The organism is Arthrobacter sp. SLBN-83 (genome assembly GCF_006715285.1).
Taxonomy (GTDB): domain Bacteria; phylum Actinomycetota; class Actinomycetes; order Actinomycetales; family Micrococcaceae; genus Arthrobacter.
In genome coordinates, this window is record NZ_VFMX01000001.1 from 663,393 (window position 1) to 676,805 (window position 13,413).

10 protein-coding genes and 1 tRNA gene are annotated in these 13,413 nt (G+C 66.6%); 6 read left to right on the forward strand and 5 right to left on the reverse strand.

Annotation, left to right across the window (positions count from 1 at the left end; genetic code table 11):
* Nucleotides 1-16 precede the first annotated feature (16 nt).
* On the reverse strand, nucleotides 17-1,843 hold the full coding sequence (locus FBY30_RS02900) for a phosphoenolpyruvate carboxykinase (GTP) (protein WP_142131160.1): 1,827 nt from the start codon (nucleotides 1,841-1,843) through the stop codon (nucleotides 17-19).
* Between the two features lie 276 nt (nucleotides 1,844-2,119).
* On the opposite strand from FBY30_RS02900, the gene FBY30_RS02905 reads away from it, so the two are divergent.
* The 5 genes from FBY30_RS02905 to FBY30_RS02925 all read left to right on the forward strand — a co-directional run bounded on the left by FBY30_RS02905 (nucleotide 2,120) and on the right by FBY30_RS02925 (nucleotide 7,260).
* Nucleotides 2,120-2,196, forward strand: a tRNA-Arg gene (locus FBY30_RS02905).
* A 76-nt stretch (nucleotides 2,197-2,272) separates the two neighbouring features.
* The gene (locus tag FBY30_RS02910) at nucleotides 2,273-3,727 is read left to right on the forward strand and encodes a dihydrolipoyl dehydrogenase family protein (RefSeq protein ID WP_142131161.1); all 1,455 of its coding nucleotides are present in this window, start codon (nucleotides 2,273-2,275) and stop codon (nucleotides 3,725-3,727) included.
* A gap of 67 nt (nucleotides 3,728-3,794) precedes the next feature.
* A complete protein-coding gene (locus FBY30_RS02915) occupies nucleotides 3,795-4,583 on the forward strand; it encodes an ABC transporter ATP-binding protein (RefSeq protein ID WP_142131162.1) in 789 nt (262 codons plus the stop codon).
* Nucleotides 4,580-6,616: a YhgE/Pip family protein gene (locus FBY30_RS02920; RefSeq protein ID WP_142131163.1), complete on the forward strand. Its 2,037-nt coding sequence runs from the start codon at nucleotides 4,580-4,582 to the stop codon at nucleotides 6,614-6,616. Before FBY30_RS02915 ends, FBY30_RS02920 begins: the two co-directional genes overlap by 4 nt.
* Nucleotides 6,613-7,260: a TetR/AcrR family transcriptional regulator gene (locus FBY30_RS02925; RefSeq protein WP_142131164.1), complete on the forward strand. Its 648-nt coding sequence runs from the start codon at nucleotides 6,613-6,615 to the stop codon at nucleotides 7,258-7,260. The genes FBY30_RS02920 and FBY30_RS02925 overlap by 4 nt, the downstream gene beginning before the upstream one ends.
* A 571-nt stretch (nucleotides 7,261-7,831) precedes the next feature.
* Here FBY30_RS02925 and FBY30_RS02935 read toward each other — a convergent pair.
* Complete coding sequence (locus FBY30_RS02935; protein ID WP_142131165.1) at nucleotides 7,832-8,833, reverse strand: EamA family transporter; 1,002 nt, start codon at nucleotides 8,831-8,833, stop codon at nucleotides 7,832-7,834.
* 72 nt (nucleotides 8,834-8,905) lie between these two features.
* On the opposite strand from FBY30_RS02935, the gene FBY30_RS02940 reads away from it, so the two are divergent.
* Nucleotides 8,906-9,817, forward strand: a complete 912-nt coding sequence (locus FBY30_RS02940; protein ID WP_142131166.1) for a LysR family transcriptional regulator — start codon at nucleotides 8,906-8,908, stop codon at nucleotides 9,815-9,817.
* A gap of 66 nt (nucleotides 9,818-9,883) precedes the next feature.
* Here the strand turns inward: FBY30_RS02940 and FBY30_RS02945 are convergent, their stop codons facing one another.
* The 3 genes from FBY30_RS02945 to FBY30_RS02955 all read right to left on the reverse strand — a co-directional run bounded on the left by FBY30_RS02945 (nucleotide 9,884) and on the right by FBY30_RS02955 (nucleotide 13,209).
* Nucleotides 9,884-10,411, reverse strand: coding sequence for a SixA phosphatase family protein (locus FBY30_RS02945; RefSeq protein WP_142131167.1), 528 nt, complete (start codon nucleotides 10,409-10,411; stop codon nucleotides 9,884-9,886).
* Between the two features lie 375 nt (nucleotides 10,412-10,786).
* Nucleotides 10,787-11,653, reverse strand: coding sequence for a winged helix-turn-helix domain-containing protein (locus FBY30_RS02950; protein ID WP_142131168.1), 867 nt, complete (start codon nucleotides 11,651-11,653; stop codon nucleotides 10,787-10,789).
* A gap of 575 nt (nucleotides 11,654-12,228) precedes the next feature.
* On the reverse strand, nucleotides 12,229-13,209 hold the full coding sequence (locus FBY30_RS02955; RefSeq protein WP_142131169.1) for a hypothetical protein: 981 nt from the start codon (nucleotides 13,207-13,209) through the stop codon (nucleotides 12,229-12,231).
* Nucleotides 13,210-13,413 lie beyond the last annotated feature (204 nt).

The following is a 13,413-nucleotide window of genomic DNA, read 5'->3' on the forward strand; positions in this document are numbered from 1 at the left end:
CTTCAGGCGGTGGGGACTAGGAGAGGCGGGCCTTCAGGCCGGCCAGCTCGGACTGCAGCGCCTGAGGCAGGGACTCGCCGAAGTTGGCAAACCATTCCTCGATGGAGGCCAATTCAGTTGCCCATTCTGCGGGATCCACGTGCACGGCCTCCTCCACCTGCGCGGGGGTCATGTCCAGGCCGTCGAGGTCGATGGCGTCACCCGTGGGCACGAACCCAATGGGGGTCTCGATGGCCTCCGCCTTGCCCTCGAGGCGCTCGATGGCCCACTTGAGGACGCGGGCGTTGTCGCCGAAGCCGGGCCACGCGAAGCCGCCCTCGGAGTTGCGGCGGAACCAGTTGACCAGGAAGATCCTGGGCAGCCGCTCCGGGTTGGCCTTGGCGGACAGGTTGACCCAATGGTTGAGGTAGTCGCCTGCGTCGTAGCCAATGAAGGGCAGCATGGCCATGGGGTCGCGCCGGACCACACCGACAGCCCCGGCGGCGGCGGCGGTGGTCTCGGAGGACAGGGTGGAGCCCATGAAGATGCCGTTGGACCAGCTGCGGGCCTCGGTGACCAGCGGGATGGTGGTCTTGCGGCGTCCGCCGAACAGGATGGCGGAGAGTTCCACGCCGTCGGGGTTGTGGTACTCCTCGGCCACCATGTCGATCTGGTCGATCGGGGTGCAGAAGCGGGAGTTGGGGTGCGCTGCCGGCTTGTCAGAGTCCGGGGTCCAGGAGTTGCCCTGCCAGTCGGTCAGGTGCGAAGGCACCTCGTCCGTCATGCCCTCCCACCAGACACCGCCGTCGTCGGTCAGTGCCACGTTGGTGAAGATGCTGTTGCCCTTGGCGATGGCGCGCATGGCGTTGGGGTTGGTGCCCCAGCCGGTGCCCGGCGCAACACCGAAGAGGCCGGCCTCGGGGTTGACGGCCCGCAGCTCGCCTTCCTTGCCGAACCGCATCCACGTGATGTCGTCACCCAGGGTCTCCACCTTCCAGCCCTTGATGGTGGGATCCAGCAGGGCGAGGTTGGTCTTGCCGCAGGCCGAGGGGAAGGCTGCCGCAACGTAGTAGGTCTTCTGCTCCGGGGAAGTCAGCTTGAGGATGAGCATGTGCTCGGCCAGCCAGCCCTCGTCGCGTGCCATGACGGAAGCGATCCGCAGGGCGTAGCACTTCTTGCCCAGCAGCGCGTTGCCGCCGTAGCCCGAACCGAAGGACCAGATGGAGCGCTCTTCCGGGAAGTGGACAATCCACTTGTCCGGGTTGCACGGCCACGGCACGTCGTCCTGGCCCGGCTCCAGCGGAGCGCCCACGGAGTGCAGCGCCGGCACGAAGAAAGCGTTGGTTTCCGTGATGCGGTTCAGCACGTCCGTGCCGATGCGGGCCATGATTCGCATGGAGGCGACAACATAGGCGCTGTCCGTGATCTCCACGCCGAACTTGGGGTCCTCGGCGTCGAGGTGGCCCATGACGAAGGGGATGACGTACATGGTGCGGCCCCGCATGGAACCGGCGAACAGCCCGCGCAGCTTGTCCTTCATCTCGCGGGGGTCCATCCAGTTATTGGTGAAGCCGGCGTCGCGCTTGTTTTCGGAGCAGATAAAGGTCTGTTCCTCGACGCGGGCAACGTCAGCGGGATCCGAGAACGCGGCGAAGGAGTTCGGGAACAGGTCCTGGTTGAGCCGGGTCAGCGTTCCAGCAGCAACAAGCTCGTCGGTGAGACGGGTGTTTTCCTCTTCGGACCCGTCAACCCAGTAAATGCGGTCCGGCTGCGTAAGCTCAGCAACCTCTTCGACCCATGCCAGCAAGCCGGCATGTGTGGTGGGTGCTTTCTCAAGCAGCGGCTTCTGCGCCAGATCGCCCATTGCAGTTCCCTTCCTCGGGTTCATCGGTGTGAGCTAAATGCTATGGTCCGGACCAGTGGAGTTTTTGGGGAGCTTGACTGACATCTGCGGTCACCGAAAGTGAATTCCGCGGAAAATCAAGGAATTGTTGCCGGGAAAACGCCGATTAAGTGACGAAGGTCACCTATACCGGTCTAGTTACCGAGATTACATGCGCTTCGATTTGGCATCAGGGCCCTGCTCGCGTAAAGTAATTCGAGGTTCAGGGAGAGCGGTTCTTCTCCCGGGACACGGAATGCGCCCATAGCTCAGCTGGATAGAGCGTCTGTCTACGGAACAGAAGGTCAGGGGTTCGAATCCCTTTGGGCGCACCAACAAGGTCCGCACCGGCTCGCCGGTGCGGACCTTTTTTGTGCTGTCAGCCTGGCCATCCCCCGCTAGGCTTTGCACATGATGCCCGAGGCCGCTGAGCGCGAATTTGATGTTGTTGTTATCGGCGCAGGCGCCGTGGGGGAAAACGCGGCTGGCCGCGTCGTAGAGGACGGGCTCACGGCCGTGCTCGTGGAAGCGGAACTGGTGGGCGGCGAATGCTCCTACTGGGCGTGCATGCCATCAAAGGCCCTGCTTCGCCCCGGCACCGCACTGCATGGAGCGCAGACTACCCCTGGCGCCAAGGAAGCGGTGACCCGGACCATGGATGCCGCTGCCGTCCTGGAACGCAGGAACTACTTCACCTCCAACTGGCAGGATGACAGCCAGGTTTCATGGGTAAAGGACACCGGCATCGAGTTGGTGCGCGGCCACGGGTGGCTCACGGGACCGAAGACGGTGGAAGTGGCCGGCCTGGACGGGACGCAACACCTGCTGCGGGCGCGGCATGCCGTGGTGCTGGCCACCGGCTCAGCCCCCAACACCCCGCCGATCGAAGGCCTGCAGGATGTGCAGGTATGGGGAACACGTGAGGCGACCTCGGCAAGCGAGGTGCCCGACCGGCTGACAGTACTGGGCGGCGGCGTCGCCGGGACCGAGCTGGCCCAGGCCTTCGCGCGGCTGGGCTCCAGCGTCACGCTGGTGGCGCGCAGCGGATTGCTGGGCAGCTTTCCAACAGAGGCCTCGGAGCTGGTGGCGGCGGGGCTGCGGGCCGACGGCGTGGAACTTCGACTGCATACTGCCACGGAACGGATCAGCGGGAACGATGACGGCACCATTACCGTCAGCTTGGGCGACGGATCCACAGTCACGTCGGAGAAGGTCCTGGTTTCCACCGGCAGGCACCCTGCGCTGGAGGGCCTTGGCCTGGAAAACGTCGGCTTTGAGCCGGACGAACAGGGGCACTTGTCCCTGACGGCGGACATGTCCGGCCTGGTCCAGCAAACACCCGGGGACGAGCCCTGGCTCTACGCCGTTGGGGACGCGGCCGGCAAGAACCTCTTCACCCACCAGGGCAAGTACGAGGCACGCGCCACCGGCGCTGCCATCGCAGCCCGCGCCAAAGGCGAACTTAAGGGCTCGCCCGGCGACTGGAGCCGGTACGCCCAGACAGCCAACCAACATGCCGTGCCCAGCGTGGTCTTCACCGACCCGGAGCTGGCCAGCGTCGGACGCACCCTGCCGGCGGCCCGCAAGGAAGGCTACAACGCATCCTCGGTGGAACTGCCCATCCAGGTGGCAGGGTCCTCGCTGCACTCGGAGAACTACGAAGGCTGGGCTCAGTTGGTGGTTGACGAGGACCGCAAGGTCCTGCTGGGCGCCACCTTTGCGGGCCCGGACGTGGCCGAACTGCTCCACGCGGCCACCATCGCAGTGGTGGGCGAGGTGCCGCTGGACCGGCTCTGGCATGCGGTCCCTTCCTACCCCACCATCAGCGAGGTGTGGCTCCGCCTGCTGGAAAAGTATGGCCTCTGATTCCTATTTGAACTGACCGGTCAGTTCGGTTAGCCTTGATACAGACTTCTTCTGCGAAAGGCAAGCCTTGCTCTCAGCACGCCAGCTCCATGCCAAAGGACGCCGGGACCCGCTGCTTCCGCCCACCTCGCTGGCGGTCGCCCGCGGTGAGCTCCTGCTTGTCACCGGCGAGCGCCAGGACCAGCGGACCGCACTGTCCCTCCTGCTCAGCGGCCGGATGAAGGCCACGGGCGGAGACGTCAGCTGGGACAACAGCCCGCGGACCAAGCAGCTGCGGCTGGCAGCGGCCCTGGTGGACTCCCCCGGCGTGAACGAGCCCGAGGAACACCTCAGCGTCCGCGACCTGGTAACCGAGGACCTTGCCCTGATACCCCGCCGCTACCGGGGGGCGTTGCTCAGCGGGCCGTGGCTGAAGGTCAACCGGTTCGAGGACATCGCGGACCTGTGGACCGAGCAGTTGGAACCTCGGCGGCGGCTTGAGCTGCTGACGGCGCTGGCCCTTGCAAACCCGCGCACCGACCTGCTGGTGGTGGACTCCCCGGACCGCCACAGTGCAGACGGGCTCACCTGGCTGCCGCGCCTCCAGGAGTTGGCGTACGACGCCGGGCGGCCGCTCGCCGTCGTGGCGGCCGTCAGCGCCGTCCCCGCCTGGTGGGACGGCCCGGTTGCCGTAATCGGCAATGACGTGCCCCAGCCTGCCCCTGCCAGTCCTGCCGACGGCTCCAGCCCGCTCGACGAAGCCCACGCTGACGACGCCACGGCCTCCCCCGGCACCCATGCCGGCAAGCATTCCGCCGAAGCCGGGCAGGACCCGGAACCAACCCAAACCACACTCGAAACCGAGGTTGCCAAGTGACTGTCCTGCGGCTGGCCCGCTCCGAACTGAAGCGCATGACCGGCGGACTGCTGCCCAAGCTGACCATCCTGGCCCTGGCCATGGTCCCGCTGCTTTACGGCGCGGTCTACCTCTACGCCAACTGGGATCCCTACGGGCACCTCAACAACCTGGACGCAGCCCTGGTGGTGGAGGATTCCGGCGCCACAGCTGCGGACGGCACCCGGCTGGAGGCCGGCGCCAAGGTGGCGGACAGCCTGGTGGAAGGCAACGTGTTCCACTGGATTCCGGTGGACAACTCCGCGGAGGCCGATGCGGGCGTCAGGAGCGGTCAGTACGCCTTTGCACTTCGGATCCCGAAGGACTTTTCCGCCAACCTGGTGTCCCCGGGCAGCTTCGACTCCGCCAGCCAGGCGATGCTGAACGTCACCACCAACGATGCAAACAATTACCTCCTCAGCACCATCGTGGACAAGCTGACCACTGCCGTGCACTCCACTGTGGCCAAGGAGGTGGGTGAGGAGACCGCCAACCAGTTGCTGACAGGTTTCGGCACCATCCACTCCAAGATGGTCCAGGCCGCGGACGGCGCCTCCCAGCTGGCCGACGGCGTGGCCACCCTCAGGGATGGAACGGTCACCCTCCACGAAGGGACATCGGCGTTGAGCAGTGGCGCGGACCAGTTGTACGCCGGCCAATTGAAGCTGCGGGACGGCGCCAGCCAGCTGACCGACGGCGCGGGGCAACTGAGCAGCGGCCTGGCAGTCCTCAAGGACAAGACAGCCACCCTGCCCGCAGACACGCAAAGGCTGGCCTCCGGAGCTGCCCAGGTCGCTGCCGGAAACGCCCAGCTCAACGCCAAGGTCCAGGACGTGGCCGCCCAGCTGGACGCCGCGGACCAAGGCCTCCGCGCACGCGTGGTGGAGTCCAACAGCAGGCTGGTGACCGCCGGCGTCCTGACCCAGGACCAGGCCAACAAAGTCCTGGCAGACTTCGACGCGGCAGCGGCTTCCAGCCCGGTGGCAACGGCCAAGAGCAAAATCCAGGCAGACGCGGCCCAGGTCCAGCAGCTTGCCGACGGTTCCCAGGCGGTCAGCACGGGCGCCGCCCAGCTGGCGGCGGGCATGCCGGCACTCACGGACGCCATCGGGCAGGCCTCGGCAGGGGCTGACCAGCTGCACAACGGCGCCGCAGCGCTGGCAGCCGGCGAGCAGTCCGCCGTCGACGGTGCCGCTGGCCTTGCCGATGGAGCACACAAAGTGGACGCCGGCGCCGCCCAGGTTTCCGATGGTGCGGCGCAGGCAGCCACCGGCTCACGGACGCTGGCTGACGAGATCGGAAAGGGCGCCGGACAGGTCCCCAACCCCGATGACGCCCAGAAGAACAACCTGTCCCAGGTGATGGCCGATCCCGTAGCGGTCAGCAACGTCTCCCAGGCCAAGGCCGGGTCTTACGGCGCCGGCCTGGCACCGTTTTTCCTCACGCTGGCCATGTGGATCGGAATCTTCATGCTGGTCCAGGCCATGCGTCCCATCACGCAGCGGGCACTCGCCTCCAACGCGCCGTCGTGGAAGATCGCGCTGGGCGGCTGGCTGCCCTTCTTCCTGGTCTCCGTGGTGCAGGCTTCCCTGCTGACCCTGGTGGCGGACGTGGCACTGGGGCTCAATCCAGCCCATCCGGTCCTGATGTGGCTGCTGATGCTGGCCGCCGCCATGGCGTTCAGCGCCCTTATCCAGGGCATCGTGGCTCTGCTGGGCTCCCCCGGCAAGCTGGTGGTGCTCATCCTCCTGGTCCTGCAGCTGGTGTCGTCCGGCGGCACATTCCCGTGGCAGACCACCCCGCAGCCGCTGCACGTGGTGCACCAGGTCCTGCCCATGGGATACGTGGTGACCGGCATGCGGCACCTGATCTACGGCGGCGACCTGTCCATGATCCTCCCCACCCTGGCGGGACTGGTGGGCTACACCCTGCTGGGCGCGGCCCTGTCCACGCTCGCGGTACGCAAGAACAAATACTGGACGCTTAAGACGCTGAAACCGGAGATCGCAGTATGACCACTGAACCCACGACCGGTGGCAAGAGCCTCCGCCCGGCCAGGACCAACGCCACCCGCCAGAAGCTCTTCGATGCCTCCATGGAACTGATCGGCGAGCGTGGGGCGGCCAGCGTCACGGTCGATGAGATCGCGGCATCCGCGGGGGTTTCCAAGGGCACCGTGTACTACAACTTCGGCAGCAAGTCCGAGCTGATCGCGCAGCTCCTGCGGCACGGCGTGGACATCCTCAAGGCGAGGCTCCTCGAGGCCGCCGACGCCGAAGGAGCAGGCAGCGACCCACTGCTGGCCATGGAGGCGATGATCGGGCAGGCCATGGATTTCATGGCGGAGTACCCGTCCTTCGCCCGCCTCTGGGTAAGTGAAAACTGGCGGATCCCCAGCGAGTGGCAAGGCACCTTTTCCGTCCTGCGTGCGGAGCTCCTGGACGTCATCGGCCAGGCCGTGGAGAAGGTGGCCGAGGCTTACCCTGTGGATGATTCGGTGTCCCGGGGCAGCCTGGAGACCGCCATCTTCGGCGCCTGCTTTGTGGTGGGCCTGGACCGGCAGACGTACAACCCCGAGCGCACCCGTGACCAAAGTGTTGCAGCAATCATGGCCATCATGCGCGGCTACGTGCTGAAGGGGCCTGCTCCTCGGGAATGATGGAGCACATGCGCCATACGGGAAAGAGCGGAAAGTTTGCGGTGATCTGCGGCGTGGTCGCTGCCGGGCTGCTGGTGCTCACCGCGATGACCCTTGCTGAGCCGGTGTTCGTCGCATTCCTGGGTGTCCTGGCGCTGGCCTACCTTGCCGCGCTGGCCGAGATCCTGCTGCGACGGCGCCGCTTTGCCCTACTGGCCGCAGGTGCCGGGACTGCCCTCGCCCTCGGCTTCTCCCTGGCATTCCTCAGCACCTGGGAGCTGGCGTTCGACGGCCAATCCTCCTTCCTGGGCACCCCGCTCCCCACCCGCGACCCCGACAACTACTTCATCGGCGCTGCCGGCGCCCTTGTGGCCACCTTCGGAGTCCTCTTCCTGGGAGCCTTATGGCCGGGCAAGGCGCGAACGACCGCCGCGCGCAGGCCTTCACCCGCAGGGCGAGTGGCTTCTCCTGCAGCACGCGCCGTGGCCAGGGGAACCGCCCACGGCCAGGGCAGGTCAGCGGCTCAGCGTCCGCGCCCACAGGCCGCCCCGCGCAGCGCGGCTCCGCGCAGCGGTACCCAGGCAGCCACCCCTCAGCGGCCCTCCGCTTCACGTACCCCGGCCGGTGGGCCCGCGGCAGCTGCCAAGCGTCCGTCGTCGGCATCCCCTGCCGCCAGGCCCGCACCCAGGTCCGGCAGCGGCTCCGCCTCCCGCCGTTGAGGCCGGACGCCCGCACTGCCCAGCACCGCCGTCGCCACGCCACCCAGCAGGAGCAGTCCGCCCGCCATTTCCGTGGGCGACGGCACCTCTGCGAGGACCAGCCAGGCAGCGCTCATGCCCACCACCGGGACCAGCAGGGTGAAGGGGACAACGGCCGACGACGGGTGGCTGGCAAGGAGCCGGTTCCAGATTCCGTAGCCCACCAGTGATGCGAAAACTGCGGTGTAGAGCGCGCTGAGCATGGTCGGTGCCTGGAGGGTGGACAGCGACTGCCACACGGTGTCCGGCCCGTCCAACAGGACGGACAGAGCGCCCAGCGGGAGTGGAACCACGGCGCCGGACCAGACCACCAGCCCGAGGCCCGAGGCTGCTTTGGCCTTGCGGACGATGACATTTCCAGCCGCCCATGACAGGGCTGCGGCCAGGACGATGACCAGCGGCAGGAGCGGGGCCACGGCGCTGCGCCCCACCGCCACGAGCGCGAGGCCGGCGACGCCGAGCACCACTCCAGCCAACTGCCGCCGGCTGGGACGTTCGCCCAGGAAGGCGGCAGCTAGGAGGACGGTCAGCAGCACCTGCGCCTGCAGGACCAGGGACGCGAGCCCTGCGGGCATGCCCAGCGCCATGGCCAGGTAGAGAAGGCCAAACTGGCCGGCGCTCATGAAGAGTCCGACGCCGATGATGGCCTTCCAGCTGACGTCCGGCTTCCTGACGAAGAAGATCCACGGGACGACCACCAGGACGAAGCGCATGGCAACGAACAGCAGCGGCGGGAAGTCCTGCCCGCCAGCGTGCAGCCCGAGGTCAATGGCAACGAAGTTCAGGCCCCACAGCAGGGCCACGAGGACGGCAAGGAGGGAGTCTCGCAGGTTCACGCCTCCACTGTCGCAGAGCAGCGGATGAAGCACCAGCGCTCATTTATGCACTGGATCATGTACCTTTGCTTCATGATCGACATCGCATCACTGCGGGCACTGGCAGGAATTAAGCAGCACGGTTCCGTCATCGCTGCCGCCGAAGCCATGGGGTTCAGCCCCTCGGCCGTGTCCCAGCAGGTCAAGAAGCTGGAGAAGGAGGCGGGCTTCGCCGTGCTGGAGCGCCGTGGCCGCGGGGTCCTGCTCACGGAGCGCGGACTGGCACTGGCAGCATACGGCCGCCGCATCCTGGCTGAACTGGAAGAGCTTCAGTCCACGCTGTTGGCGGACCCCGCAAAGCCCAGCGGCAGCCTGAAGATTGTGTCCTTTTCCACCGCCTGCCGCGGGCTGGTGGGACCATTGCTGGCGCGGCTGGAGCAATCAGGCGCGGCGCTGAGCGTTGCCGTCCTGGCGGAGGATCCGCGCGAGGCCGTGGCCCGTGTTGCAAACGGGGAAGCCGACCTTGGCCTGGTGCACAACTGGAACTCAGTGCCGCTGGTAATCCCGGAACACCTGACGCTGGAATGGCTGTGTGAGGACGTGGCTGATGTCCTGGTTCACCGCAGCCACCCATTGGCGCAGCGGCCGGAGGTTGAACCGGCCGAACTGGTTGATGAGAAATGGATCAGCACGCCGGGCGGGGCAATCTGCAATGAGGCTCTGCTCCGCATCTTCGCCGACCTGGGACGCGTGCCGGACATCCGGGTTTACGATCCCGACTTCGCGACGCACGTCGCCTTGGTGGAACAGGGAGTCGCGGTTGCCCTCGTTCCCCGACTCGGGCGTCCGGCGCTGCCGCCCGGGGTGGCTGCCGTCCCTGTGGTCAACCCGGTCCAAGTCCGCCAGGTGGGACTGGTCCACCGCAGGACCATGACGGCCAGCCCGGGCATCAGGCACATAGCCGGACTCCTGCGCGAAATCGCCGCCAGCGTGCCCGGCGCCTAATGGGCCCGAGGCCAGCAGGCCAGACCTCGTAACGGATCCTAACGTGCGGCTCCCAGTGGGCGGATCCTAGTGTGCGCGGGGAACCGTGAAGCGGGTGATCCGCGCGTCCTGCCCGTCCAGTTCCGCCCACGGCTTCTCCGTTTCAAGGACCGTCAGCGCGTTGGTGGGAAACCGGGTGGCGGCGTCCATGTAGGCGTCGTGGTCGGAGTCCCGTGAGGCGAGGTGCATGGCCAGGTCCTGGACGCCCGGCAGGTGCGCGATCAGCATCAGCGTGGTCACGGTTTCCGGCACGTGGTTGACCACGCTGAGCATCCGAAGCGCCGACGCCGCATAAAGGCCGTCTTCAAGCTTGGGCGTGGGAGCCTTGTCGCCGAGTTCCGAGCAGACCCACGTACAGGTTTGCCGGGTCCGCAGGGCGCTGGAGCACAGGATGAAGTCCGGGACGACGTTGTGCTTGAGCAGCCACCGGCCGGCCAGCGGAGCTTCCCGGTGCCCGCGCTCCTCGAGGGGCCGCTCATGGTCGGCCACCCCGCCGGGCCAGTCGGCCTTGGCGTGGCGCATGATCACAAGGCGTCGAACATGGTGCGAACTCATGGCCCAAGCCTAGCCCCAGCCAGCGCAGCCAAGGACGGGAGTGAACAGGACGCACCACGGGCGTCACACAGAGCACGCTTTCATCAGCGGGCAACCAGACAAGGCCCGCGAAACCAGGGCGCAGTCACAGACAAAGTTCCCAAAGCGTGCCCACAGTGACGCAAGGACCAAGCAGCCGCAAAGGCTTGGGATGCCAAAGGGAGCATATCCCGAAGGCGCCGTTGTTGCGTTGGGCCCACGCCGCCAGGGTTCCCTGGCCGAGCTTGCGAGGCGAGGGAGGCGGTGGGGAGGCACGAGCGCAGGCGCCGAAGGATGCCTCGCGAGAGCGAAGGCGACCAGTTCCACGGGAACAGGTCGCCTTCGTGCGCAAGAGACTTAGATCGAGTACTCCGGAGCGGCCCAGACAACAACTTCCGGGTGCTCGTAGAACCGGTAGCCTTGGCCGCGGACCGTGCGGACGGTGTTGGCAAGGCGGCCCAGCTTGGAGCGAAGGCGGCGGATGTGGACGTCGATGGTGCGCTCGTTGGGCACTTCTTCGGCGTTGCGCCACAGTCCTTCGAGGAGTTCGTCGCGGCCCACGGTGCGGGTTCCGTTTTCCACGAGGTAGTTGAGGAGCTCGAATTCCTTGAAGGTGAGGTTGAGGGATTCGCCGTCGAGGTGGACTTCGCGGCGGGCGAGGTCGATGAGGACGCCGGACGGGCGCGGTTCCTGCTGCTGGGCAGGACGGGGGGCCTCGGTGCGCTGGCGGGAGTTGACGGTGGGGTCGCCGAAGGTGGAGCGGACGACGTCAAGCGCGGAACCGGGGGTGCCGGCGGGGGCCACGGCCACGGCGGCGTAGCTCTCGGCGCCGGAGACCAGCGATTGGGCGTAAGCGCGGATTTCCTGGGCGAGCTTGGCGATGGAGGTGCCGGCTGCGGCTGCGGTTTCCTCGTCAATGCCCATGTAGAGGACGAATCCGCGGGCCACGTTCTCATTAGGTACCGGACGTACGGCGTTTGCTCCGGCAATAACCGGGGTAGGGGCCGTAACGGGAGCGGACTCAGCAGGGTGCACGGCGCGGAGCTGGCCGTAGGAGTTGGGGTTGTATCCCTGGGGGGCGAAGCCCTGGCCGGGAAAGCTGCTTCCGGAGGTGGAGGGAGCGAGCGCCTGTCGCGGGCCGAAACCGGGACGGAGGCCCGAGGGCTGCCCTGCCTTGGCTGCGTTACGGACAGAGATGTGGACGTATCCGGATGCTACTGACATGGAATGCTTTACCTCAATGTGAAATGGCCGCCTTCGCGGCTCGAATGCTGACTTCCCCGTTTGCACAGAGCGGGGAGGGGCGCCCGACGCTGGGCTTGGGGGCGAATGCCTAAGAACTTCGGTGGGTGGGAAGGTCAGGCGTGCATTCGACAACAGCGCATGTCGGCAGCAGCGGATGTGCTGGGCCAATATTCTGCGGCTGCAGGTGCTGTTGAGTTCTTGTTCACATTGGAAGTGTGCAGCGTAACAATGCCAACTTGCAAGTAACAATGGACCGAAGGGTCCGCATCGTGAGACAAATCGCGGAATTGTGGTCGATGTCACTAGTTCGGCAGCGGGCTTATATTTCGACTCTTATCCGGCCAAAAAGCTCTTTTGAGGGTCTTTCCAAAATATAATTCGCGAGCAGGCGCCATCGCCGAACAGCACCGAAATTCAACCGTTTGACGTGGAATCGCCCAGCGCTGGCTACTGCGTGTCCAGCCGATGTCCTGCCTCCGGCGTATTTTCTGCTGAAAATCCTCTGGCCGGAGGCAGGATGGGCGGAGTGACGGCGGTGCTCGTTGTCCCGACCCTCAGTTGCTGCTGGTTCCCGGGTTGGGAGTTGTTGCAGTGCCGGCTGCTGCAAGCTGGATGGTCTGCGCGGTGTAGGTGTCCGAATTCTTCAGCGCCGTAACGCGGACAGTCGCTCCGGTGGTCACGCTGGACAGGCTGAGCGTGCTGCCGGCGGAGCCACCGCGCTGCCGCATACCCTGTGACACCTGGACATCGCTGCCCACAGCGTAGGTCCGGGAAAAACCGTCCTCGCTCTTGACGGTCAGGGAGGTTTCCGAAATCTCCGTCACCGTGCCGGTTTGGCCTGCCATGGTCACGTAACTTGAGTCCCGCAGGACGACGTATTCAGAGTGGACGGCTGCATTGAGGCCTGCTCCGCCCATCCCCAGACCACCGGGACCGCCGTCCAGCCCCACGCCACCGTCCATGTCGCGCCCTGTCCCGCCACCGTCCATGTCGCGCCCTGTCCCGCCGCCGTCCGTGCCGGTTTGGCTACCCGGGCCCGCCATGCCGCCTTGCCCGTTCATACCGCTCTGCCCGTTCATACCGCTCTGCCCGCCGGGGCCGAACTGGCCGCTGCCACCTGCGCCCAGGCCGTTGTTGGCTGAAGCAGCAGTGGAACCGTTTCCGGCAGCATAGGCGCCGGCACCGGCCGCTGCGGCAACTGCCACCGCCACTCCGCCCACCAGCAAACCCTTCTTTGCAGTCCAGCTTCCTTTCCCGCTCCGCGGCGAACCGTTTGGCGCGTATGGCTGCGGCGCGCCCCACCCTGTGCCGGGGCGGGGCTCCTGGCCGGCTGCCGGCGTCGTGCCCCATCCTGCGGATGGCGGTCCGGGAACGGGCGCGCCCCAGCCCTGTGCCGGCTGCTGCGAAATCGGCTGGTACGCGGCGTGGTCCGGAGCGTCGTTGGCGTGGTCGGCCGGGGCGCCGCCCCACACGGGTGCCGGCTGCCCCTTCTGTGCTGATGCCCCCGCGACGGACCGGTTGTCCTGTTGATCCATGGCTTTCTCCAAGAAGTGATTGATGCTGGTGAGGTGCTGTCTTGTTGTTCGATCAGGTTCTGCCGGTTTGCTGTGCGGCGCCTGTGCCGGAGGCCAAGCCTGCCTGTGACCTGGCGGAAGGGCAGGCGCGGACCTTACCGGGGCTGCATGTCCTGTGCGCCCCGGCTGGCTAGGCTGGAGTTCACAGCTGGAACACAGCAACGG

Excerpts from the sequence above, each read along its gene's own strand:
- FBY30_RS02900 (WP_142131160.1), bottom strand. The coding sequence starts at position 1,843 with ATGGGCGATCTGGCGCAGAAGCCGCTGCTTGAGAAAGCACCCACCACA.
- FBY30_RS02910 (WP_142131161.1), top strand. The coding sequence starts at position 2,273 with ATGATGCCCGAGGCCGCTGAGCGCGAATTTGATGTTGTTGTTATCGGC.
- FBY30_RS02925 (WP_142131164.1), top strand. The coding sequence starts at position 6,613 with ATGACCACTGAACCCACGACCGGTGGCAAGAGCCTCCGCCCGGCCAGG.
- FBY30_RS02940 (WP_142131166.1), top strand. The coding sequence starts at position 8,906 with ATGATCGACATCGCATCACTGCGGGCACTGGCAGGAATTAAGCAGCAC.
- FBY30_RS02945 (WP_142131167.1), bottom strand. The coding sequence starts at position 10,411 with ATGAGTTCGCACCATGTTCGACGCCTTGTGATCATGCGCCACGCCAAG.
- FBY30_RS02950 (WP_142131168.1), bottom strand. The coding sequence starts at position 11,653 with ATGTCAGTAGCATCCGGATACGTCCACATCTCTGTCCGTAACGCAGCC.
- FBY30_RS02955 (WP_142131169.1), bottom strand. The coding sequence starts at position 13,209 with ATGGATCAACAGGACAACCGGTCCGTCGCGGGGGCATCAGCACAGAAG.